Source organism: Azospirillum sp. Sh1 (assembly GCF_008365135.1).
Taxonomy (GTDB): domain Bacteria; phylum Pseudomonadota; class Alphaproteobacteria; order Azospirillales; family Azospirillaceae; genus Azospirillum; species Azospirillum oryzae.
This window is the reverse complement of the sequence record NZ_VTTK01000046.1, coordinates 1-22905: the sequence shown is the minus strand read 5'-3', so window position 1 is coordinate 22905 and position 22905 is coordinate 1. Positions and strand designations below refer to the sequence as shown.

Sequence of the window (22905 nt, the reverse complement as noted above, 5' to 3'; positions counted from 1 at the left end):
CCCTTTACGCCTCCAGCAGCTTGGCGCGCAACGGTTCCGGGATGGGGGTCGGGCGATGGGCCGCCTTGTCGACGATCACCGCCACCGCTTCCTGGGTGGCGATGCAGCGGTCGCCCAGGAAGATCGCGCAGCCCAGCGTGATGGAACTGGTGCCGACCCGCAGCGTCCGCGCGCCGATCCGCACGGTGTTGGGATAGAGCAGTTCCGCCTTGTATTCGATCAGGCTGCGGGCCAGCACGACCGTCCAGGGATCCTCGTCGCGGAAGCCGCCGGCGCCATGCAATAGGGCAATACGCGCCTGTTCGAAGAAGACGCCGATGGCGTTGTTGTTGACGTGTCCCACGGCGTCCAGGTCGTTGAAGCGCACGCGCTCCTCCCACCAGAAGCGGTAGAGGTCGGGGCTGGTCAGGTCGGGCGTCCCGGTCATGCTGTCTCTCTTGCCGTATAGGTCAACGCATCTCCGGACTGTGGCGTATGGTCCGGGGCGGCGCAAGCCCGGCTTCCCGTTTCGCGGCCTCTATTTGCGGCCGGGACAGCGAATTCCCGCGCCAATCGCCGATTGGGCGTGTTATTGGAGTCGGACCAACCCTCCGCAACGGACCGGACGATGAGCAAGGACACCACCAACCAGACGGCCGAGGCGCTGTTCGAAAAGGCGCTGTCGATCGCCGAAAAGCATCTGGATGAGGCGATCAAGGAAGGTGGCCCGCTCGGCCCCTACATCGCCGTCGCCATGATCGAGGCCGCGGTGAACGCCGCCGTGGACGAGACCAGCCACGAAGACGTCATCGACATGCTGCGCGACCTCGCCGCCCAGATCGAGGCGGACGCCGACGAGGCGGAAGAGGACTGACGATCAGGCGGTTGCCCCTCAAGCGACTGCGGACCCTGCCTGCCGGCGCGCCTCGCGCCGGCGCAAGGCCTCGTAGACGACGGCGCCCAGGATGGTCAGCGCGATCAGCACCAGCGACAGCGCGTTGACCGCCGGGGTCAGCCCGGTGCGCACCTTGGTCGCGATATAGACGGTCAGGGTGGTGTCCAACCCGCGCACGAACAGCGTGGTGTTGTAGTTCTCGAAGCTCTGCAGGAAGGCCAGCAGGGCCGCCGACAGGATCGCCGGCATCAGGTACGGCAGCGTGATGCGCCGGAACACCTGCCCATGGCTGGCGCCGAGGTCGAGCGCGGCCTCCTCCAGCACCGGATCGAACCGCTCCAGCCTTGCCGAGAACAGCAGCATGGCATAGGCGGCGATGAAGCTGGACTGCGCGACCACCGTCAGGAACAGCCCGCCGCTGACCCCGAACCACTCCCGCCAGAACACCAGGGTCGAGATGCCGACGATCACCCCCGGCGTCAGCAGCGGCGACACCATCAGCGCGTAGAGGAAGGTCTTGGCCCGGCTGTGCAACCGGTCGAGCAGCAGCGCCGCCGCCAGCCCCAGCGGCACCGCCAGCGCGATCACCCCCGCCCCGACGATCAGGCTGGTGCCCAGCGCCGCCCACATGCGCTGGTCCTCCCAAAGCGCCTGGAACCAGCCCAATGTGAAGCCCATCCAGGGGGTGACGGTGGGAAAGCGGCTGCTGTTGAAGGTCGCCGCCGCCATGATGCCCAGCGGCAGGAACAGATAGCAGAAGAACAGCACCAGATAGGCGCCGGTCAGCAGGCGGCGGAGTCGGGCGGCGGTCATGTCGGCCTTCTCATGAACGGCGGGCTCATTTCGCGATATCGGCCAGCCCGACGCGGAACAGCCGCATCGCGCCGAGGATGAAGCCGATGCACAGCACCAGCAGGATGAAGGCGTAGGCCGCCCCCTGGTTCCAGTTCCCGCCCTCGAAGAACCAGTTGTAGATGATCTCGGTGAACCAGCGGCTGTTCGGCCCGCCCAGCAGCGCCGGCACGGCATAGCTGCCGGCCGCCAGCATGAAGGTCATGATGCAGCCGACGGCGATGCCCGGCTTCGCATGCGGCAGCACGATGCGGCGGTGGATGCGCAGCCAGCCGGCGCCCAGATCCCGCGCCGCCTCGATCTGGTTGCGGTCCAGCGATTCGATGGCGTTGTACAGCGGGAAGACCATGAACAGGATGTAGACGTAGACCATCCCGACGATCACCCCGCCGTCACCGCCCAGGAAGCGCTGCGGCTCGTCGACGATGCCGAGCCCCAGCAGAATCGCGTTCAGCGGCCCATTGAACGCCAGGATGATGTACCAGGAGAAGGTACGCAGCAGCTCGTTGATCCAGAAGGGCACGACCAGCATCAGGATCAGCAGCGGCAATCGCCGCTTCGGCGCCACCTGCGCCAGATAGAAGGCGACCGGATAGCAGACCGCCAGCGTGGTCGCGGTGACCAGCGCGCTGGCCCAGATCGTCTTCAGGAAGATCGCCAGATGGATCCGGTTGGTCCACAGCGTCAGGTAATTCTTGACCGTGAACACGTCCTCCGGCCCGCCGATCTTGGACGGAGGCAGCGATGGCCGGAAGGAGAAGCCGATCATCATCAGCTGCGGCAGCACCACCAGCAGCGCCAGCCACAGCGCCACCGCCAGCAGGATCACTCCGGTCAGGACCGGGCCGTACCGGCGAAGAACCTCCGTCATTCGGGCGCTGCTCCAGCCTGTGGGACCGGTTTGACGCCTAACATGGGGATTCCCGCCGGCGCAAGCGCGGCTATATGACGATGACGTTCAGCCGAATGGAGCATGCAGCGCTCCGACACTGCCAGTCCTACAACCACGCCTCTTGCCCGTCATTCCCGCGAAGGCGGGAATCCAGCCATTTCAGGCGATCGGCCGGGAAGCCTGGATCCCCGCCTTCGCGGGGATGACGGCCGGAAAAGGCTCAGCCCAGATTGTGCTTGGCCACCACCGCGGCGAAGTCGTCGCCGAAATGTTCGCCGACGCGGATGACGGAGACGCCGTACGGGATCTCCTTCAGCGACGGGTGGTCGAGGTTCAGCGAGGTCAGCAGCGCCATCGGCACATGCTGGGTCACGCTCATGGCGCGCAGGCCGCGGATCAGGTCCAGGCCGGACAGCCCGTCCATCACCATCGAGGCGATGACCATGTCCGGCGGCACGCGCACGGCAAGGCTGATCGATTCGATCGGGTCGGTCACCGTCATGGTGCGGAAGCCGCAGGCCGCCAGCTCCGTCCCCAGCTTCTTGGCGACGACCTTGGACGGGGTGACCAGCATGATCTCGACGTTGCGGACGTCGACGTCGGTGACCTGGAACTCATAGCGCACCGGCAGGGCGCGGATGATCCGGTTGGTCTCGGCCAGCAGCGGCTGTTCGGCGCGGTCGACCAGTTCGGAGATGCGGTCGATGAAGATCTGGGCGTCGACCAGCTGCTTTTCGTCCAGCCGCTTCAGGCCGCTGAGGTAATCCTCCAGGCGGTGGGCGACGAGGCTGACGGTGGGATAGCCGAAGCTGGTGCCCATGCCCTTGAAATTGTGGGCTTCCAGCCGCAGTACGCCGATGGTGTCCGTGTCGCTGCGCTCGCCCTTCACGCGGTCCGCAAGCGTCGCGTTCATCAGCTCCAGCCGATCGCGCGCGTCGTCCACGAACTCCATGCGCAAGCGGTCTTCGAGGTCGTCGGTCGACAGGGGCGAGGCCATGGAGAGGGTTCCGGCTGGGAGAAAGGGGTAGCCCGAAGGTACACCAAAACCGGACGCCGAAACAGACGCGGCGCGCCCCTATGCGATAGGGACGCGCCGCGCGAAATAAACCTCATATCCAAAAGGGGGATCAGAGCCGGGAGAGCAGTTCCTGAAACCAGGCCAGACGCTCTTCCGTCTGGGCGATGTCGCGGTCCAGCCAGGAGGCGAAATGGCCGTCGCTGCCGACGTCCGCCCGCTTCAGGTCGCCGAGCCGAGCCAGTTCGGTCTCGCTGAGCGCCACGAGATTGTCGATCTGGTCGCGCTGCGACTCAACGTCCAGCAGATGCAGGAAACGCAGCTTCAGCGCGGTGACCAGCTTGTTCAGCCCGTCGGCCGACGGCGCGCGGACATTGGCGCGCATCAGCGTGTCGAACTCCGCCCGGCCGGTTTCGGTCGGACCGAGCAGGGCGTTGTCCTCCATGCCGCTGCCGTCCAGCGCCTCGATCAACCCCTCGTAGCGCAGCATCTCCAGCGAGGTGCCCATCAGGTCCAGCGACGGACCCATCATACGATCGAGGAAATGACGGACGGAACCGGCCAGATCGGCGTAACGCAACGGGCCGCCCTGGATCAGCGTGCCCAGGACGACGAGGCGCACGGCCTCCTTCGGCATCAGCGAGTTGTCACGGTACATGGCGAACCCCCTGGGCGATGCCCCGGTTTACAGGATGGACGGCACGGTCACAGCCGGCCCGCAGCGAGAAAACTGCGAACCGGTCGCAACACTACCCCTCAAAGTAGGGATGTGCGTGTCATCTGTCCAGGGGGCAAAACGCCCCTACCGCCAAAGGGGTTTTTTCCGAACGCGCCGCTCAGGCGGCGAGCCGCAGGTCCAGCCGGCTCCAGACATCCAGCAGCGCATCGACCAGCATGCCCATCTGCGCGTCGGTGTGCAGCGGGGTCGGGGTGAAGCGCAGCCGCTCCGTCCCGCGCGGGACGGTGGGGTAGTTGATCGGCTGGACGTAGATGTTGTGCCGGTCCAGCAACTCGTCGGACGCGCGCTTGCAGCGGTGGGCGTCGCCGACCATCAGCGGCACGATGTGGCTGACCGAGGGCATCACCGGCAGGCCGGCGTCGGCGAACATCCGCTTCAGCGTGGCGGCGCGTTCCTGGTGCCGGGTCCGCTCGGTCTGGCTGTTCTTCAGGTGACGGATGGAGGCCAGCGCGCCCGCCGCCAGCACCGGCGACAGCGAGGTGGAGAAGATGAAGCCGGCGGCGAAGCTGCGGACGCAGTCGATCAGCGCGGTGGAGCCGGTGATGTAGCCGCCCTGGACGCCGAAGGCCTTGCCCAGCGTGCCCTCGACGATGGTCAGCCGGTCCATGGCATCGTCGCGCTCGGCCACGCCGGCGCCGCGGGCACCGTACATGCCGACGGCGTGCACCTCGTCCAGATAGGTCATGGCGCCGTGCTTGTCGGCGACGTCGCACAGGTCATGGATCGGGGCGATGTCGCCGTCCATCGAATAGACGCTTTCGAACGCCACCACCTTGGGCCGGCCGGGGGCGATGCCGGACAGCAGCTCGTCCAGGTGCTTGGGGTCGTTGTGGCGGAAGATGTGCTTCTCGGCGCCCGAATTGCGGATACCGGTGATCATCGAGTTGTGGTTCAGCGCGTCCGACAGGATCACGCAGTTGGGCAGGATCTTGCCCAGCGTGGTCAGCGTCGCGTCGTTCGACACATATCCCGAGGTGAACAGCAGTGCCGCTTCCTTCCGGTGCAGGTCGGCCAGTTCGCGTTCCAGCAGCACATGGTAGATGTTGGTGCCGGAGATGTTGCGGGTGCCGCCGGCGCCGGCGCCGACCTGATCCAGCGCGTCGTGCATCGCCTTCATGACGCTGGGGTGCTGGCCCATGCCGAGATAGTCGTTGGAGCACCAGACCGTGACCGGGCGCTCGCGCCCATTGGAATCGCGGAAGGTCGCCGTCGGGAAATTGCCCGCATGGCGTTCCAGATTGGCGAACACCCGGTAGCGGCCGTCCTGCTTCAGGGTCGCAATCTGGTTGCGGAAGAAAGTTTCGTAATCCATCGCGCGTTCCCGTTCGCGTTCGTCCACTAAGGATCGGCTGCACCGGTTGAAGGCATATGGGCTAGGCCATTCGGTCGGCGCATCGAAGAGGATGGCATGATCCTTTCCGTCACGCCACCCGGCATTGATCGAAATCAAGCCAATGTCATATGGGACCTTCGCACAAGTGGCAGGCTCCCATGTCCTGCGGATGCCGCATGTCGGCTTCCCGCCGACAGTCCGGCCGCACGGCGATGACTTGACCGAAGCGGCAATTGTATGGGCGGGAACTTTCCGCATAACCATGGCTGCAGTCAGGGAATACGTGCGTATGCCTGTGCCGATCCCCGGCGGCCGGAGCCGGTTGCGGCGTGCACAGCGGCACGTTCCGGGGTTGCGGACTTTTTCAACAAATCTGTTGAAGGAGAAAAACCATCGCTGCCATCATCTCCCGCGCGCCTGCCGGCAGGGAGGGCAAGATGGCGAAGCCGCGCCATTACCGCCCGGTCTGCGTCCTGCCCTACAGCGGGGAGAACCTGCAAGCATCGGTGCCGCAACGCGCCACCAGCGATGCGGGTTATGCGTCGCCCAACATCGGCTACCGCAAGGCGCTGGTCCAGTTCGATGCCGTGCGGGCAGAAGAGCCGGCCACGGCCGGCTGACCGGCCGACGAAAAACGGGGCGGAGCCGTCCTCCGGCGCCCGCCCCGTTTTCCGATGGCTTGAGCGAACCTTACTTGGTGCCGAACATGCGGTCGCCGGCGTCGCCCAGGCCGGGGACGATGTAGGCGTCCTCGTTCAGGTGGCTGTCCAGCGCCGCGGTGAAGACCTTCACGTCCGGGTGCGTCTCGTGGAAGCGGCGCACGCCCTCGGGCGCGGCGACCAGCGCCATGAAGCGGATGTTGTGGTCGTCGACGCCATGGCGGTTCAGCACGTCGCAGGCATGGGCGGCGGAGTTGCCGGTCGCCAGCATCGGGTCGACGACGATGAACAGCCGCCCTTCTGCCGGCGGCAGCTTCACCAGATATTCGTGCGGCTGCTTGGTGTCATGGTCGCGGTAGAGGCCGATATGCCCCTCGCGCGCCGACGGCACCAGCTCCAGCAGCCCGGCCGACATGCCGAGCCCAGCGCGCAGAACCGGCACGACCGCCAGCTTCTTGCCCAGGATCACCGGCGCGTCCATCGGCTGCAGCGGCGTCTCGATCCGCTCGGTGGTCAGCGGGATGTCGCGCGTCAGCTCATAGCCCATCAGCAGCGAGATCTCGCGCAGCAGGGTACGGAACCCGCCGGTCGACCGCTCCTTGTTCCGCATATGGGTCAGTTTGTGCTGGATCAGCGGATGGTCGAGGACGAACAGGTTGGGAAATTCGGGCAGGGTGCGCATGGAATCCGGATCGCGGCTGACGGTAAGGTTATCGCGATCCTAGCGCGTCAGGGGGGCCGGGGCCAAGGGGGCTGACCGGCGGGGCGTCGCTTGTCCCTACCCCCGTCCCGCCTTCGCCGCCGCCGGCTTCGGCTCCGGACGGTCGATGCCGTAGCGGATCACGCGGTTGCGGCCGGAATTCTTCGCCTGATAGAGCGCGCGGTCGGCGCAGACCACCAGATCGTCGACAGTCAGGTCGGACACCGCCTCCACCAGCCCGAAGGACGCGGTGACGGGGATCATCCGGCCGTCGGGCAGCACCACCGGCGAGCGCATCAGGTCGACGCGCAGCCGTTCGATCACCTCATAACCCTCGTCCAGCCTGGTTTCCTTCAGGCAGACCAGGAACTCCTCGCCGCCCATGCGGAAGGCCTCGTCGAAGCTGCGGACGCCGCGGCTGATGACGGCGGCGGTGGCGGCCAGCACGCGGTCGCCGATGTCGTGGCCGTAGCTGTCGTTGATGCCCTTGAACTTGTCGATGTCGCACAGCGCGACGCAGAAGGGCTGGCCGGTGCGGCGGTAGCGGTTGTGCTCGCGCTCCAGCGCCTCGCCCATGCCGCGCCGCGTGCGCAGGCCGGTCAGCGGGTCCAGGCCGGACGCGGCGGCGGCGAAGGCGCGCTCCATCCGGCGCAGATGCAGCATGAACTCCTCGAACCGGCCGACCACCCCCTCGAACTCGGCTTCGGTCGGCAACTCGCCGCCGGACGACTTCAGCAGGATCAGCCGGGCCTGCCGGTGCATCTGCTCGTGCAGGGTCGCCAGCTTCTGCACCGCCGGCTGCTGCAGCAGGTCGTCGCGGCTGGCGGCCTGACACCAGGCCTGGAAGGATGCCGGGGCCGACGACCGCTCCCCGCCGCGCCCCTCACGGTAGAAAACGGCGCGCTGCCACTGGCCGATCCAGCGCAGATGCTCGTCGAGCACGGCGCCGAGCGCCTCGGTTGTGGACGGAGTGGTCGAATCGCTCATGGGCGCATCCTACCCGACGGCGCAAGGTCCCGCCATGCGACCAAGATAAGCCGAAGTATTCGTCTAAAACAGGGCGCTTTCGCCGAAAGCCGGCTTTAAAGCGAGGCGACCGCCGACAGGAAGGCGCGGACCAGCGCCGGATCCTTGTGGCCGGGGCGGTCCTCCACGCCGGACGACACGTCGACCTCGGCGGCGCCGGTGACCCGCACCGCCTCCGCGACATTCTCCGCCGTCAGCCCGCCCGACAGCATCCACGGGCGCGGCCAGCTGCGCCCGGCGAGGATCGTCCAGTCGAAGGCGATGCCGTTGCCGCCGGGCAGCGCCGACACCTTGGCCGGCGGCTTGGCGTCGAACAGCAGCCGGTCGGCGACCTCCGCCGCCTCCATCGCTGTGGTCAGGTCTTCCGGCCCGCCGATCTTGACCGCCTTCATCACCGGCAGGGCATAGCGGGCCTTGATCTCGGCGATGCGGCGCGGCGTCTCGGCACCATGCAGCTGGATCAGGTCGAGCGGGACCTGCCCGGTGACATGCTCCAGGAACTCGTCGTCGGGATCGACGAACAGCCCGACGGAGCGCACGCCGGTCGGCAGCAGCCGCGCCAGTTCCGCCGCCATCGGCGGGGCGATGGCGCGCGGGCTGCGCGGATAGAAGACGAAGCCGACATAGCGCGCCCCGCCGGCGACGGCGGCGCGCAGGCTTTCGGGCTCGCTCAGCCCGCAGATCTTGGCGGCGACGGTCATGCGGTCCCCCCCAGATTGTCATGGATTTCGGCGACGATGCGGCGGGCGGCGGCGGCCGGGTCGGCATCGGCGGTGATCGGCCGGCCGATGACCAGATGGTCGGCGCCGGCGGCCAGCGCCTCCGCCGGGGTCATGATGCGCTTCTGGTCGTTGGTGGCGGCCCAGGCCGGGCGGATGCCGGGCACCATCAGGATGAAGTCGGGACCGCAGGCCGCGCGCACCAGCGCCACCTCGGCCGGCGAGCAGACGACGCCGTCTACCCCCGACGCCTTGGCGAGCTTGGCCAGCCGCACCACCTGATCCGCCACCGGCACCGACTGGCCGACCGCGCCCAGGTCGCCTTCGTCGAGGCTGGTCAGCACGGTGACGGCCAGGATCTTCGGCCGGTCGGCCCCGGCGGTGGCGGCCGTCTCCGCCGCCGCCCGCATCATCGCCGGCCCGCCGGCGCTGTGGATGGTCATGAAGGCCGGCTTCAGCGGCAGCGCCGCGCGCACGCCGCCCGCCACCGTGTTGGGGATGTCGTGCAGCTTCAGGTCGAGGAACAGCGGCGGCCCCTCCTCCCCCACCACGGCGCGGACGCCGGCCGGCCCCTGGGCGATGAAGAACTCCAGCCCCAGCTTGATGCCGCCGACGGCCCCCGCCACCTGCCCGGCGATGCGGCGGGCGGCGTCGATCTCGGTGGTGTCGACGGAGCAATAGATGCGCGAGGCTGGCGCGGTCATGGGAAGGCGGTCTCCAGAACCCGAATGCGAATGGTCCGGCACCCTAGCAAGGGATGGGCCGGTACGCCAGCGCAAGGGAAGAGGGATACGCCAGTCCCGGCGGCATCCGTATTGCCACTGTGCATACAGCCACGTATATTCATTGACCATACAGAACCGGAGGCCACCCGATGAAGGATCAACCCCCAGCCCGTGCGGGAACGGAGCCTTCCGACGACCGCTCCACCGTTATCAACTTCCGTGCGCCGAAGCGGCAGCGGGAGCTCGTCGACCGCGCCGCGCGGGTCGCCGGCAAGACGCGGACGGAGTTCATCCTGGAAGCCTCCTGCCGCGCCGCGGAGGAGGTGCTGCTGAACCAGCGGCTCTTTTCCCTCGACGACGAGCGTTATCGGGCCTTCGTCGATCTGTTGGACGCCCCGGTCCAGCCCAACGCGAAGCTCCAGGCGCTGATGGGAAGACCGGCGCGATGGAAGTGACGGATCCCTCCGCACCGCCGTCTTCGCCGGTTCCCCTATCGGCGCATCACGATACGTCCAATTTCGACTGCGGCGTCGAACAGTTGACCGTCTGGCTGCGCAGACGGGCGATGTCGAACCAGCTTTCCGGCGCATCGCGCACCTATGTGGTGTGCCGGGGGAACGACGTCGTCGGTTACTATGCGCTCGCCACCGGCTCGGTCGAGCGCCAGTCCGTCCGGTCCGCCGTCGCCCGCCAGATGCCGGAGCAGATTCCGGTGATCCTGCTGGCGCGGCTCGCCCTCGACAGATCGCTGCATGGGCAGGGTTTCGGCGCCGACCTGCTGCAGGATGCCCTTGGGCGCTGCCTCCAGATCGCAGACATCGCCGGCGTGCGGGCGGTGCTGGTCCATGCCATCGACGACAAGGCGGCAAGCTTCTACCGGCGGCATGGCTTCAGGCCCTGCCCGGTCAGCGACCTGACGATGACCGTCACCATCAAGGACCTGCGGGCTAGTCTGTAGCCGCTGCCTTTCAAGCGTGTTCTGCCGTCCATCCCTCCAGCGCCGCGAACAGCGCGGCGGCGGTGGCGCAGGCGGTGGCGAGCGCGGCCGGATCGACAAGCTCCTCCTCCAGCCGGACCATCAGCGCCTTCCAGGCCCCGGCCATGTCCAGCCCGTCCGACGCCAGGAAGCGGGCGCCACGCCGGGCATCGAATCCCAGCGCGCGGGTGATCCCCGGCAGCATCGCCCGCCCGCCATGGGCGGAGCCGTCCAGCACATAACGCGCCGCCAGCCGGGCCGGCGCGCTGTCCAGCGGCGGCAGGCCCGTCATCTCCGGCAGCCCGTCCGGATCGGCGCCGAGAACCCGCAGATCCTCGCGCAGCAGCGCCAGCCGCGCGGCCCCCTCGCCCAGCGCCCGTTCCACCGGCGCATGGAAGCCGTAGAGCACGGCCAGCGCGCGGGCATACTGGTCGGCGGTGATGTCCGGCCGGACCAGCGGCTGCAGCACCGCCGCCTTGTCCAGCCGGTCGTGGCTCTCCCGCGTCGCGGCGCGCAGCGCCTGCCTTGCCGGTCCCATCAAGCGTGCTCCGCGTATCCGCTCAGGTCGAGGCCAGCACGCCGGACAACGGCGTGGGTCCGCCGGTGGCCGCTTGGCTGGCTTCCTGCTGCCGCGTCCACAAGGCGGCATAGGCGCCGCGGGCGGCCAGCAGGTCGGCATGGTGGCCGCGCTCGATCACCCGGCCGGCCTCCAGCACCAGGATCTCGTCGGCGTCGATGACGGTGGACAGCCGGTGGGCGATCACCAGCGTGGTGCGGCCGCGGCTGACCTCGCGCAGGTTGGCCTGGATTTCCCGCTCGGTGTGGGTGTCCAGCGCGCTGGTCGCCTCGTCGAACAGCAGGATCGCCGGGTCCTTCAGGATGGTGCGGGCGATGGCGACGCGCTGCTTCTCGCCGCCGGACAGCTTCAGCCCGCGCTCGCCCACCGTCGTCTGGTAGCCGTCGGGCAGCGCCATGATGAAGTCGTGGATGTGGGCCAGCCGCGCCGCCCGCTCCACCTCCGCCGGGCTGGCGCCGGGGCGGCCATAGGCGATGTTGTAGAAGACGGTGTCGTTGAACAGCACGGTGTCCTGCGGGACGATGCCGATGGACGCCCGCAGCGAGGACTGGGTGACGTCGCGGATGTCCTGCCCGTCGATCATCACCCGGCCGCCATTGACGTCGTAGAAGCGGAACAGCAACCGGCTGATGGTGGACTTGCCGGCGCCCGACGGGCCGACGATGGCGACCGTCTTGCCGGCCGGCACGGTGAAGCTGACATCCTTCAGGATCGGCCGGCGCGGGTCGTAGCCGAACTCCACCCCTTCGAAGCGCAGCTCCGCCCCATCGACCGCCAGCGGCTTCGCATCGGGGCCGTCGGCCACCTCGCGGTCGACCGCCAGCAGGGTGACCATCGATTCGATGTCGATCAGCGACTGCTTGATCTCGCGATAGACCACGCCAAAGAAGTTCAGCGGCTGGTAGAGCTGCAGCAGATAGGTGTTCACCAGGACGAAGTCGCCGAGCGACATGCTGCCGTTGACGATGCCGCTGGCGGCCATGCCCATCACCACCGCCAGCCCCAGCGAGATGATCGCCGACTGTCCGACATTCAGCAGCGACAGGCTCTGCTGGCTGCGCACCGCCGCCTTCTCGTAGCTCTGCAAGGCGCCGTCATAGCGGCGGGCCTCATGCTCCTCGTTGCCGAAATACTTGACCGTCTCGTAGTTCAGCAGGCTGTCGATCGCCTTGGTGTTGGCCTTGCTGTCGGTGTCGTTCATCAGGCGGCGGAACTTGATGCGCCATTCCGACACGAAGAAGGTGTAGAGGATGTAGCCCATCACCGTGACGAAGGTCGCCAGCGCGAACCAGACGCTGAACAGCTTCCACAGGATGGCGCAGACCAGCGCGATCTCCACCAGCGTCGGCACGATGGAGAACAGGGTGTAGCGCAGCAGCGACTCGATGGCGCGGGTGCCGCGCTCCAGCGAGCGGGTCAGGCCGCCGGTCTGGCGTTCCAGATGGAAGCGCAGCGACAGCGCGTGCAGGTGCCGGAACACCGACAGCGCCACCCGGCGGATGGTCCGCTGCGCCACGGTGGCGAAGACGGCGTCGCGCAGCTCGGCGAAGATCAGCGAGGTCACGCGGGCAAGGCCGTATGCGACGATCAGTCCCAGGGGGATGGCGATCACCGCGCCCGGCCCGGCGGTCCCGCCTGCGGAAGCCGGAGTCAGCGCGTCCACCGCATGCTTGTAGAAGATCGGCACATAGACGTTGGCGACCTTGGCGCCGATCAGCAGCAGCATCGCCGCCACCACCCGGATCCGCGTTTCCAGGGAATCGCTGGGCCAGATATAGGGCGCCAGCGAGCGCATCGCGGCGCGCAGGTCGCCGGACGGCCGGGTGAAGGCGCTGGCGTCGGAGGTGGGCGGAAGGCTGCGGCGCATCGGAGTCTTCAGTGGCCTTTACGGGATTTCTGCGGATCCGGGGGAAACCAGCCGACAAGGCCCGTTCCCCGAAAAGCTGTTCAGGCGACCTAACCTAGGGACCGCTGCGGCATCGTCAAAGCCCCGCATCACGGCTTTGACACGATTTTGGCGCGGCCCAGGGACGCTTTCCCTGCATTTCCTTGCGCCATGGCAACGGACTGGAAACCATCTTCCTCTACCCTGCCGGGCGTATCGCGTTCGATCCGCACCGCAGACCAAGGCATTTGACCATGCAGAACGCCAGCTTCGCCGGCCGATTCAAGGTGGGCACCCGCATCCAGGTGGGATTCCTTCTGATCCTCGCCCTCCTCGCCGTGGTGGCAGCACTCGGCGTGCGGTCGCTGCAGACGACGGAGGACGGATTCACCCGCTACGCGACAATCTCCGACAATTCGCTGCGGATCTCGGACGTGGATGGCTCGGTCTCCGACATGCGCCGAAACGTGGTCAACTACTCCTTCTCCGGCAACAACGCCCTGATCGCGCCGACCCAGGCTCAGCAGAAGAAGCTGGGCGAGATGCTGCGCGCCATCCGCGAGGCGACGCAGGATCCCGGCCGCCGCGCCAACCTCGACCGCATGATCCAGCAGTTCGACGGCTACGCCGCCAACTTCGGCAAGCTGGTCAAGGCGCGCGAACAGCGCGACCGGCTGGTGTCCGAGGAGCTGGTGCCGCTGGGCATGAAGGCGCGGGAGGGGCTGAGCAGGGCAATCGCCGCGGGCATCGCCGCCGGCGATTTCCAGATGGCGGCCCATGCGGGCCAGACCCAGGAAACCCTGATCCTCGCCCGCCTGGGCGTGCAGCGTTTCCTGACGGACCCAGCGGAGAAGGCGGCGGACGAGGCGCGTACCCGCCTGGACGCCTTCCTGAAGTCCGCCGCGGCGCTGTCCGCCGGCATCGCCGACCCGGCGCAGAAACGCGACGTCGAGGAGACGATCCAGCTCACCGGCCGCTATCTGGACAGCTTCAACCGGGTGGTCGCGGCGGTCGCCGAGGCCCAGACCCTGGCCTTCGGCACCATGGCCAAGGAGGCGGAGGAGTTCGCCGATCTGGTCAACAAGACCATCGCCTCCCAGGCGGAGACGCGCGACACGGTGCTGACCGGCGCGCGGACCGACATGGAGAACACCACCAAGCTGCTGATCGGCATGGCGGTGGGCGCCTTCGCTCTCGGCATCCTGATCGCCCTGGTCACCGCGCGCTCCATCGTCCGCCCCGTGGTGCAGATGACCGGCACGATGACGGAACTGGCCGCCGGCAATCTCACCGTCGATGTCCCGGCGCTGGAGAACCGCGACGAGATCGGCCGCATGGCCAAGGCGGTCCTGGTGTTCAAGGACAACGCCATCGAAAAGAAGCGGATGGACGAGGCGGAGCGCGAGCGGCTGGAGGCCGAACGCCGCGCCGCCGAGGCCCAGCGCGCCCGCGAGCAGGCCATCGGCGAGGAGATCGCCGGACTGATCGATGCCGTGTCGAAGGGCGACCTGGAACGGCGCATCGATCTGGCCGGCAAGGACGGCTTCTACAAGACCATGTCGGCAGGCATCAACCGCCTGACCGACACGGTGGAGGCGGTCATCGCCGACCTGGGCGAGGTGCTGAGCGCGCTGGCCCAGGGCGACCTGAACCGCCGCGTCACCCGCGACTACCAGGGCGCCTTCGAGAAGGTGAAGACCGACGTCAACGCCACCTCCACCCGGCTGGCCGAGATCGTCGGCCAGATCACCCAGGCGGCCGAGACCATCGCCGCCGCCGCCGCCGAGGTGTCGCTGGGCTCCTCCGACCTCGCCGACCGCACCGAGCAGCAGGCCTCCTCGCTTGAGGAGACCGCGGCCAGCATGGAGGAGCTGGGGGCGACCGTGCGCTCCAACGCCGAGAACGCCCAGCGCGCCAACGTGATGGCGGCCCAGGCCCGCGGCTCCGCCGAATCCGGCGGCGGCGTCGCCGGCTCCGCCATCGAGGCGATGCGCCGGATCGAGGAATCGAGCCGCAAGATCACCGACATCATCGGGGTGATCGACGAGATCGCCTTCCAGACCAACCTGCTGGCGTTGAACGCGGCGGTGGAGGCGGCGCGGGCCGGCGACGCCGGGCGCGGCTTCGCCGTGGTGGCGCAGGAGGTGCGGCAGCTCGCCCAGCGCTCCGCCCAGGCCTCGAAGGAGATCAAGGGGCTGATCCTGGACAGCGACGCCCAGGTCAAGGACGGCGTCGATCTGGTCAGCAAGGCCGGCGACGCACTGCAGGGCATCGTGTCCGGCGTGCAGCAGGTGGCGACCCTGATCGCCGAGATGGCGTCGGCCTCGGCCGAGCAGGCGACGGCGCTGGACGAGATCAACTCGACCGTCGCCAACATGGACGAGATGACGCAGAAGAACGCCGCCCTGGTGGAGGAGACCACCGCCGCCGCCCAGGCGATGAGCGGTCAGGCCGGCGACCTGAAGTCGCTGGTCGGCTTCTTCAAGTTCGAACAGGCGGCCGGCTTCGGTTATGCCGCGGCTCCGCGCGCGCCGGTGGCCGTCCATGCCGCCGCCCACAACGCCCAAGCGGTCGCCACCACCCGCCGCGCCGCGGCGGCCCCCACCCGCGCTTCCGCCGCCAAGCCCACGGCGAAGCCCGCCGCCCGCGGCAACGGCACGGCCAAGCCGGCCGCCCGCACCGACGCGCCGGCGCGCGGCACCACCACCGCGGTTCCGGTCCTGAAGCACAGCAGCGGCGACGACGACGACTGGAAGGAATTCTGAAAGTTCACGAGGTTTGATGCTCACGTCATGAGCGTCTCTCAGCCGTCATTCCCGCGAAGGCGGGAATCCAGACGCTTCAAAGATCTAGATACGGAGCAGCCTGGATCCCCGCCTTCGCGGGGATGACGGCCGAGAAAATCCGGCCGAGAAAATCCTCTCAGCGGGTGAGGATATCTTGTAACGAAAAGGCGTCGGGCCGATGGCCCGGCGCCTTTTTCATTCCGGCGGCGTTCCGCCTATTGCATGAACCAGCCATGGCTGACGACCAGCGACTGGCCGGTCAGCGCGTTGGACTGGAAGGACGCGAAGAACAGGGCGGCCTGGGCGACGTCCTCGACCGTGGTGAACTCGCCGTCGACGGTCTCCTTCAGCATCACCGTCTTCACCACCGCCTCTTCGGAGATGCCGAGTTCCTTGGCCTGCTCGGGGATCTGCTTTTCGACCAGGGGGGTGCGGACGAAGCCGGGGCAGATCACGTTGGCGCGCACGCCATGCGCCGCCCCTTCCTTGGCGACCACCTTGGCGAGACCGATCAGCCCGTGCTTGGCGGTGACATAGGGCGCCTTCAGCGCCGACGCCTCCTTGGAGTGGACCGACCCCATAAAGATGATGCTGCCGCTTCCCTGCTGGTACATCGTGCGCAGGGCGGCGCGGGTGGTCAGGAAGGCGCCGTCCAGATGGATGGACAGAAGCTGCTTCCACTTCGCGAACTCGAACTGCTCGATCGGCGCCACGGTCTGGATGCCGGCGTTGCTGACCAGGATGTCGATGCGGCCGAAGGCGGCGACGGCGCGGGCCATGCCGGCATCGACCTGGGCCTCGTCGGTCACGTCCATGGCGACGCCCAGCGCCCGCTTGCCGGTGGGATCGAGGCTGGCCGCCGCCGCGTCGGCGCCGGCCTGGTTGAGGTCGGCGATGACGACCAGCGCGCCTTCGCGTGCGAAGGTCCGGGCGATTTCCAGCCCGATTCCGCTCGCCGCCCCGGTGATGACGGCGACTTTGTCCTGCAAACGCATGGGTCCGCTCCTTAAACGGTGAGAGGGTCGGTTACGGTTCGGCGCGCTCGCGCCGCACATCGTGCGTGACGGGACCGTCCAGCCGCGACGGCATCGCCAGCCATTCCGGGTGGGCGAGCGTGGCGAGCGTGTCGGCAAGGCCGCTCTCCCAATGCTCGCGCATGCCGGCGTTGGAGAACTCGTAGTCCTTGCTGTCGCGCTCGTAGCTTTTGCGGCGGTAGATCAGGTGGATGATGTTGATCGCCGCCCCGCAGGCGGCTCGCCGCAGCGCCCTGGCCTCCGGTGTGTCGCGAAGATCGTCGGGCAGCCGGTCGAGCAGCGTGACAAGCTGGTTGCGCAGGGTCTGCTCGTAGGTGACCTTGTCGGTGTTGAAGCGGGTGCGGCTGGAATAGGTGATGTCCTTCTGGCGCTCCAGAACCTCCGACATGCCGCGCGGCACCTGACCGCTGGCGCTCCACAGATCGACCTGGAAGACCAGCGTGTCGCGGCGCGGCTGGTCCTCCAGCACATGGTCGAGCGGCGTGTTTGAGACCAGCCCGCCGTCCCAATAGAACTCGCCGTCGATCTCCACGGGGGCGAAGCCGGGCGGCAGGGCGCCGCTGGCCATCACATGCTCCGGGCCGATCCGATGGGTCTCGGTATCGAAATAGATGGAGTTGCCGGTCCGCACATTGACCGCGCCGAGCGACAACCGGATGTCGCCCCGGTTGATCCGGTCGAAGTCGATCAGGTCTTCCAGCGTGTCTTTCAGCGGCGCGGTGTCGTAGACGCTGGTCGGTCCGGCGAAGGGGCCGGCCGCCGCCCATTCCACCGCCGGCCGCGGCCGGAAGAAGCCGGGCTGTCCGGACAGTGCCGTCCGCCACGCGCTCCACTGGTTGAGGATGGAAATCGACGGGCCGTCGGGATCCAGCCGCCGCCACAGGGCCTCCGCATGCTCCCAGGGCGAGGGCGGGGCAACGCGGGCCCAGAACTCCGCCAGCGCGGCACAGCGCCGTTCCGGCGGATTGCCGGCGATCAGAGCCGCGTTGACGGCGCCGATCGACACGCCGGCCACCCAGGTCGGATGGATGTCGTGCTTGAACAGCCCCTCGACGACGCCCGCCTGATAGGCACCAAGCGCTCCGCCACCTTGCAGGACGAGAGCCACCCGGTCGTAGGGGGCGGTGAGATCGGCAAAGGATCCGTCGCGCATCGGTGTCTTTCCCTACCAGTCAATCGCTTGCCGACGTCATTCTTCGGTCGGCAGGCCTGATATGGGACCGGAAATGAATGCGGCCATATGGAAACATTCTCCAAAAACAGAGGAATATTCATGGCAGCCATGCCGATTTCTTTTACGCCACCCCAATCCTCGCGAAAACCTACATCAAGGTATTACACCACTATTAATTACTTGTAATATTCAGTGCCGGCGAAGGGCTCTTCGCAGGATGGCGGATTTCAAGGCTGTTGTGCCAAATGCCCGAATTAACCTTTCGGTGGGAATTGCGTGCTGCAATCGCCATCGGTTTCGTTTCAGCCTGTGGTTTTCTGGAGGACGCCATGTCCCGCCGCCCTGCTTCCCGCCGCCTTCTCCCGCTCGCCGCCCTGTTGCTGCTGGGCGCTTCGCTGAGCGGCTGCGGTGCCGTCACCGGCGTGGCCAGCGGTGCGGCCAGCATCGCCGGCACCGCCGTGGATGTCGTCGGCACCGTGGCGGAAACCTCCGTCGACGTGGTGACGGCGCCGCTGCGCTAAGCGGTTCTTACCCCACCACCATCGCCGCCAGCGTCTCCAGCCGGTCGGCCTCAGGCGCCGGCTTGTCCCAGCGGATGCGGTGGATGCGGGGGAAGCGCATGGCCAGCCCGCTCTTGTGCCGGGTCGATGGGTGCACGCTGTCGAAGGCGACCTCCAGCACCAGCCCGGCCTCCACCTCGCGCACCGGGCCATAGCGGCGGGTGGTGTGGTTGCGCACCCAGCGGTCCAGCTCGATCAGCTCCGCATCGGTGAAACCGGAATAGGCCTTGCCGACCGGCACCAGCTCCTCGCCGCGCCAGACGCCGAAGGTGTAGTCGGAATAATAGCTCGACCGCTTCCCGTGGCCGCGCTGGGCGTACATCATCACGGTGTCGAGCGTCAGCGCCCCGCGCTTCCACTTGAACCACGGTCCCTTGGGCCGCCCGGCCAGATAGGCGCTGTCACGCCGCTTCAGCATCAGCCCCTCGATGCCGTTCTCCCGCGCGCCTTCCCGCAACGCCACCAGCTCGTCCCAGGCCGTGAAGGGCACCATCGGCGACAAATCCATCCGCCGCGGCTGCACCGCCTCGAACCAGCGTTCCAGCCGGGCGCGCCGCTCGACGAAGGACAGGCCGCGCAGATCCTCCTCGCCGTCGAACAGGATGTCGTAGAGCCGCACCCAGGCCGGCCCGTCGCGCAGCATCTGCGCGGTCACCGTCTTGCGGTTCAGCCGCTGCTGCAGGTCGTTGAACGGCGCCACCACCCCGTCGCGCGCCACCAGCAGCTCGCCGTCCAGCACGGCGTCGAAGCTCATGTGATCGACGATGTCCGGAAAGGCGCCCGACACGTCGTCGCCGGTGCGGCTGTAGAGCCGCCGCTCTCCGCCGCGCGCCGCCATCTGCACGCGGATGCCGTCCCATTTCCATTCGGCGGCATAGGCGGCGGGGTCGAGCGCCGCGCGGTCCTCCTCCTCCAGCGGGTGGGACAGCATCATCGGGCGGAACCCGGCGCCGGCGCCGGTGGCCGGCTGCTCCGCCCGCCCCTCCAGCCAGGCGAACAGCTCACGATAGGGGGCGGTCAGCCCGTGCCAGACCTCCTCCACGTCATCGACGCTGACCTCCGGCCGGGCCGCCCTGCCCCACTCCGCCAGCGCCGTCTTGGCCAGCCGCGCCGACACGCCGATGCGCAGCGCCCCGGTGATGAGCTTCAGCAACGCAAACCGCCCCGACGAGTCGAGCGTGTCGAGCCAGCCCTCCACCAGCCCGATCACCTGCCCGCGCCTGGCGGCCCGCAGCCCCTCCACCACCTCGTCCAGGCTGGGCGGCAAGCTGTTCGCGCGTTCAGGGCGCTCCGGCCAGATCAGCGCCACCGTCTCCGCCAGATCGCCGACATAGTCGTAGGACAGCGCCAGCAATTGCGGATCGACCCTGGTCGCCGCCAGTTCGCGGATCGCCGCCGGCTTGGCCTCGCGGAAGCTCAGGGCCCCGGTCAGCGCAGCCAGCGCCCAGCCGCGCTCGGGGTCCGGCGCGGTGGCGAAATGCTCCACCAGCAGGCGGATCTTGCCGTTGCGCGACGGCATGAAGACCAGCGCGTCGATCAGCGCGGCAAAGCGGTTCACGACGCCTCCCCTTCCCCGGCCTTCTCCGGAATCCCTTCCGAATCCTCGTCCTCGAAGCCGATCAGCGCCAGCGCGCGGGCGCGGATGCCGCGGCCGGTGGCGTAATGGACCAGCGCCTCTTCCCGGCCATGGGTCACCCAGACCTCCGGCGCGCCGACATCCTCCAGCGTCTGGCACAGCTCGTCCCAGTCGGCATGGTCGGAGATGACCAGCGGCAGTTCCACCCCGCGCTGGCGGGCACGCTGGCGCACCCGCATCCATCCCGACGCCACCGCCACCACCGGATCGGCCAGCCGCCGCGCCCAGCGGTCGGCCACCGCCGCCGGCGGGGCCAGCACCAGCGCCCCCTTCAAATCCTCCTTCGCCGCCACCGTCGCCGGCCGCAGCTCCCCCAGTTCCACCCCCAGACTGCTGTAGAGCCGGCACAGCGGCTCCAGCGCGCCATGCAGCCAGATCGGCCGGTCGTACCCCGCCGCCCGCAGCAAGGTGATCAGCCGCTGGCATTTGCCCAGCGCATAGACGCCGACGACATGGCTGCGCTCCGGGAACAGCGCCATCGAATGCAGCAGCTTTCCCACCTCCCCCAGGTCTGGCGGATGGCGGAACACCGGCAGGCCGAAGGTCGCCTCGGTGACGAAGACGTCGCAGGGCACCGGCTCGAACGGCGCACAGGTGCGGTCGAGGCGGCGCTTGTAGTCGCCCGACACCACGACACGCGACCCTGCATGCTCCAGCACCACCTGCGCGCTGCCCAGCACATGGCCGGCCGGCACCAGCCGCACCGCCACGTCGCCGATGCGCAGGCTCTCGCCATAGTCCAGCGCTTGCAGGCTTCCGCCCACCCCCTCGCCCATCCGCTGGCGCATGATGGCGAGCGTGCCGGGCGTCGCCAGCACATGGCGGTTGCCCGGCCTTGCATGGTCGGAATGGCCGTGGGTGACGACCGCGCGCTCCACCGGGCGCACCGGGTCGATGAAGAATCCTCCCGGCTCGACATACAGCCCCTCGGGCAGGACCTTGATCCATTTGTCGGGGTGCGGGCGGTCGGGATTGGACCCACCCTGATTGGATTGGAGTGCAGCGGACATGCGTCCTAATATAGGGCGCCCAACAGCGGAGACCCAGCGCATGCACCCGATCCTGCTGCCGACCCCCGAGATTGCCGACGCGCTTGCCGCGAGCCGCCCGGTGGTGGCGCTGGAATCGACCGTGATCTCCCACGGCATGCCCTATCCGCAGAATCTGGAGACCGCCCGCGCGCTGGAGGCGGAGGTGCGGGCCGCCGGCGCCATTCCCGCCACAATCGCGGTGATGGACGGGCGCATCCGCGTCGGGCTGGACGACACGGCGCTGGAACGGCTGGCCACCGCCGGCCACAAGGCGCGCAAGCTGAGCCGCCGCGACCTGCCCGTCGCCATCGCCACCGGCGGCATCGGCGCCACCACGGTGGCGGCGACGATGATCGGGGCGCGGCTGGCCGGGATATCGGTCTTCGCCACCGGCGGCATCGGCGGCGTCCATCGCGGGGCGGAGACCAGCTTCGACATCTCCGCCGACCTGGACGAGCTGGCCCGCACGTCGGTTTGCGTGGTCTGCGCCGGCGCCAAGTCGATTCTCGACCTGCCCAAGACGCTGGAGGTGCTGGAAACCCGCGGAGTCCCGGTCCTGGGCTTCGGCACGGAGGAATTTCCCGCCTTCTACAGCCGCCGCAGCGGCCTGCCCGTCGATCATCGCTGTGACAACGCAATCGAGGTGGCAGACATCCTGCGGGCGAAATGGCAGCTTGGCCTGGAAGGCGGCGTGCTGCTCGCCAACCCGATCCCGCCCGCCGACGAGTTGGACGCCGACGCGATGGAAGCCGCGGTCTCCCAGGCGCTGGCCGACGCGGAAGCCAATGGAATCAAGGGGAAGGACATTACCCCACACCTGCTGGCGGCGCTGGAGCGCATCACCGGCGGGCGCAGCCTGACCGCCAACATCGCGCTGATCCGCAACAACGCGCGGGTCGCGGCAGGGGTCGCCGCCGCCCTTGCCGCCGCCTAAAACCGAACGGATAGGACTACTTCCGGGGTGGTAAGGCTTTAGCCCCGGTACCGGCTTAAGACCCCGTTAACCGCCTGCGCGCAAATCTGTCGTCATCGAACGAGCGGAGGCTTCAATGCGCGCACCCAGCAGCACCTCGACCCTGGTTTCCCGGATGATCGCGATGGCCGGCCAAGGCGACGAGGCGTCGGGCGTTGCGGAGATGAAGGAGCCGGCCCACGTCAAGCGCATCGTCTGGGCCTCCCAGGCGGCCAAGCTGCGCGTGTCGCTGTCGGCCCGCAGCATCCACGAGATCGAAGCCGCCGTCACCGCCGACCTGGACAGCATGGAACTGCCGGAAGTGTTCTTCACCTCCGTCGAGGTGGGCGGCCATGTGGTGACCTGCGACCTCGACGCCTCCGGCACCGCCTCCATCTTCGGGCTGATCGAGGCCCACGAATATGACGATCTGGTGGAAGAGGCCGGCGACGACGCCCTGTTCGGCGTCGATTGGGACGGCGTCTACATCACCCCGGCCCGCACGCGGCACTGAACGCGACCTTTCCGGTCCGACAAGCCCAGCCTCCGAAAACGCCCCGCAGCCCGCCTGCGGGGCGTTTTGCGTTTGCTTTCTTCCTATCCTCAAGGAGTTTTATCGGCCGTCATTCCCGCGAAGGCGGGAATCCAGACTCTGCAAGCACTTGCACTGGAAACTCTGGATCCCCGCCTTCGCGCACTGCTGTCCGGGATTTTTGAATGGATTGGAGCTGCACGGCAGACACAGCCAGTGTTTTGGCCC

24 protein-coding genes are annotated in these 22905 nt (G+C 68.1%); 8 read left to right on the top strand and 16 right to left on the bottom strand.

Annotated elements, in window-relative coordinates; all coding sequences use genetic code 11:
• Positions 1-4: 4 nt before the first annotated feature.
• Positions 5-427 (bottom strand): thioesterase family protein, encoded by a 423-nt coding sequence (locus FZ029_RS29175; RefSeq protein WP_149229491.1) that lies wholly within the window; start codon positions 425-427, stop codon positions 5-7.
• A gap of 180 nt (positions 428-607) precedes the next feature.
• Between FZ029_RS29175 and FZ029_RS29170 the strand changes: the two genes are divergently transcribed.
• Positions 608-853 (top strand): hypothetical protein, encoded by a 246-nt coding sequence (locus FZ029_RS29170; RefSeq protein ID WP_014248877.1) that lies wholly within the window; start codon positions 608-610, stop codon positions 851-853.
• A gap of 18 nt (positions 854-871) precedes the next feature.
• Here FZ029_RS29170 and FZ029_RS29165 read toward each other — a convergent pair whose 3' ends face one another.
• The 5 genes from FZ029_RS29165 to hemA form a co-directional block, all read right to left on the bottom strand.
• Positions 872-1687: an ABC transporter permease gene (locus FZ029_RS29165; RefSeq protein ID WP_149196820.1), complete on the bottom strand. Its 816-nt coding sequence runs from the start codon at positions 1685-1687 to the stop codon at positions 872-874.
• Between the two features lie 25 nt (positions 1688-1712).
• A complete protein-coding gene (locus FZ029_RS29160) occupies positions 1713-2597 on the bottom strand; it encodes an ABC transporter permease (protein WP_149273332.1) in 885 nt (294 codons plus the stop codon).
• 241 nt (positions 2598-2838) lie between these two features.
• Complete coding sequence (locus tag FZ029_RS29155; protein ID WP_149273330.1) at positions 2839-3615, bottom strand: Hpt domain-containing protein; 777 nt, start codon at positions 3613-3615, stop codon at positions 2839-2841.
• A gap of 130 nt (positions 3616-3745) precedes the next feature.
• The gene (locus tag FZ029_RS29150; protein WP_109074336.1) at positions 3746-4291 is read right to left on the bottom strand and encodes a hypothetical protein; all 546 of its coding nucleotides are present in this window, start codon (positions 4289-4291) and stop codon (positions 3746-3748) included.
• 178 nt (positions 4292-4469) lie between these two features.
• On the bottom strand, positions 4470-5684 hold the full coding sequence (hemA, locus tag FZ029_RS29145; protein ID WP_149273328.1) for a 5-aminolevulinate synthase: 1215 nt from the start codon (positions 5682-5684) through the stop codon (positions 4470-4472).
• A 458-nt stretch (positions 5685-6142) separates the two neighbouring features.
• On the opposite strand from hemA, the gene FZ029_RS29140 reads away from it, so the two are divergent.
• Entirely contained in the window at positions 6143-6325 is a 183-nt protein-coding gene (locus tag FZ029_RS29140) for a hypothetical protein (RefSeq protein ID WP_188052107.1), read from the top strand.
• A 70-nt stretch (positions 6326-6395) separates the two neighbouring features.
• Here the strand turns inward: FZ029_RS29140 and upp are convergent, their stop codons facing one another.
• The 4 genes from upp to pyrF all read right to left on the bottom strand — a co-directional run bounded on the left by upp (position 6396) and on the right by pyrF (position 9513).
• Positions 6396-7046: a uracil phosphoribosyltransferase gene (gene upp, locus FZ029_RS29135; protein WP_149273326.1), complete on the bottom strand. Its 651-nt coding sequence runs from the start codon at positions 7044-7046 to the stop codon at positions 6396-6398.
• 96 nt (positions 7047-7142) lie between these two features.
• Positions 7143-8051, bottom strand: coding sequence for a diguanylate cyclase (locus FZ029_RS29130; RefSeq protein ID WP_149196826.1), 909 nt, complete (start codon positions 8049-8051; stop codon positions 7143-7145).
• 95 nt (positions 8052-8146) lie between these two features.
• Complete coding sequence (locus tag FZ029_RS29125; RefSeq protein WP_149273324.1) at positions 8147-8791, bottom strand: phosphoribosylanthranilate isomerase; 645 nt, start codon at positions 8789-8791, stop codon at positions 8147-8149.
• Entirely contained in the window at positions 8788-9513 is a 726-nt protein-coding gene (gene pyrF / locus FZ029_RS29120; RefSeq protein WP_149273322.1) for an orotidine-5'-phosphate decarboxylase, read from the bottom strand. Before pyrF ends, FZ029_RS29125 begins: the two co-directional genes overlap by 4 nt.
• A gap of 170 nt (positions 9514-9683) precedes the next feature.
• On the opposite strand from pyrF, the gene FZ029_RS29115 reads away from it, so the two are divergent.
• Both FZ029_RS29115 and FZ029_RS29110 read left to right on the top strand, forming a co-directional pair.
• Positions 9684-9989, top strand: coding sequence for a DUF1778 domain-containing protein (locus tag FZ029_RS29115; protein ID WP_149273320.1), 306 nt, complete (start codon positions 9684-9686; stop codon positions 9987-9989).
• Positions 9980-10492: a GNAT family N-acetyltransferase gene (locus tag FZ029_RS29110; RefSeq protein ID WP_149273318.1), complete on the top strand. Its 513-nt coding sequence runs from the start codon at positions 9980-9982 to the stop codon at positions 10490-10492. Before FZ029_RS29115 ends, FZ029_RS29110 begins: the two co-directional genes overlap by 10 nt.
• Positions 10493-10502: 10 nt before the next feature.
• Here FZ029_RS29110 and FZ029_RS29105 read toward each other — a convergent pair whose 3' ends face one another.
• Together FZ029_RS29105 and FZ029_RS29100 are read right to left on the bottom strand one after the other, a co-directional pair.
• A complete protein-coding gene (locus tag FZ029_RS29105; RefSeq protein WP_149273316.1) occupies positions 10503-11048 on the bottom strand; it encodes a biliverdin-producing heme oxygenase in 546 nt (181 codons plus the stop codon).
• Between the two features lie 22 nt (positions 11049-11070).
• Complete coding sequence (locus FZ029_RS29100) at positions 11071-12954, bottom strand: ABC transporter ATP-binding protein/permease (RefSeq protein ID WP_149273314.1); 1884 nt, start codon at positions 12952-12954, stop codon at positions 11071-11073.
• A 272-nt stretch (positions 12955-13226) separates the two neighbouring features.
• Here FZ029_RS29100 and FZ029_RS29095 point away from each other — a divergent pair, with 272 nt between their 5' ends.
• Complete coding sequence (locus FZ029_RS29095) at positions 13227-15737, top strand: methyl-accepting chemotaxis protein (protein WP_149273312.1); 2511 nt, start codon at positions 13227-13229, stop codon at positions 15735-15737.
• A gap of 236 nt (positions 15738-15973) precedes the next feature.
• Here FZ029_RS29095 and FZ029_RS29090 read toward each other — a convergent pair whose 3' ends face one another.
• Together FZ029_RS29090 and FZ029_RS29085 are read right to left on the bottom strand one after the other, a co-directional pair.
• Positions 15974-16753 carry a 3-hydroxybutyrate dehydrogenase gene (locus FZ029_RS29090; RefSeq protein ID WP_149273310.1) on the bottom strand — a complete coding sequence of 260 codons (780 nt, stop codon included), beginning with the start codon at positions 16751-16753 and terminating at the stop codon, positions 15974-15976.
• Positions 16754-16784: 31 nt separating this feature from the next.
• Entirely contained in the window at positions 16785-17945 is a 1161-nt protein-coding gene (locus FZ029_RS29085; RefSeq protein WP_149273309.1) for a patatin-like phospholipase family protein, read from the bottom strand.
• A 350-nt stretch (positions 17946-18295) separates the two neighbouring features.
• On the opposite strand from FZ029_RS29085, the gene FZ029_RS29080 reads away from it, so the two are divergent.
• Complete coding sequence (locus FZ029_RS29080) at positions 18296-18487, top strand: hypothetical protein (RefSeq protein ID WP_149196834.1); 192 nt, start codon at positions 18296-18298, stop codon at positions 18485-18487.
• 7 nt (positions 18488-18494) lie between these two features.
• On the opposite strand, the gene FZ029_RS29075 is transcribed toward FZ029_RS29080, so the two are convergent.
• Positions 18495-20084, bottom strand: a complete 1590-nt coding sequence (locus tag FZ029_RS29075) for a cisplatin damage response ATP-dependent DNA ligase (RefSeq protein ID WP_149273307.1) — start codon at positions 20082-20084, stop codon at positions 18495-18497.
• A complete protein-coding gene (locus FZ029_RS29070; protein ID WP_149273305.1) occupies positions 20081-21172 on the bottom strand; it encodes a ligase-associated DNA damage response exonuclease in 1092 nt (363 codons plus the stop codon). The genes FZ029_RS29075 and FZ029_RS29070 overlap by 4 nt, the downstream gene beginning before the upstream one ends.
• Before the next feature lie 40 nt (positions 21173-21212).
• Between FZ029_RS29070 and FZ029_RS29065 the strand changes: the two genes are divergently transcribed.
• Positions 21213-22127 (top strand): pseudouridine-5'-phosphate glycosidase, encoded by a 915-nt coding sequence (locus FZ029_RS29065; RefSeq protein WP_149273303.1) that lies wholly within the window; start codon positions 21213-21215, stop codon positions 22125-22127.
• A gap of 115 nt (positions 22128-22242) precedes the next feature.
• Positions 22243-22659, top strand: coding sequence for a hypothetical protein (locus FZ029_RS29060; RefSeq protein WP_149196838.1), 417 nt, complete (start codon positions 22243-22245; stop codon positions 22657-22659).
• The last annotated feature ends 246 nt before the right edge of the window (positions 22660-22905 follow it).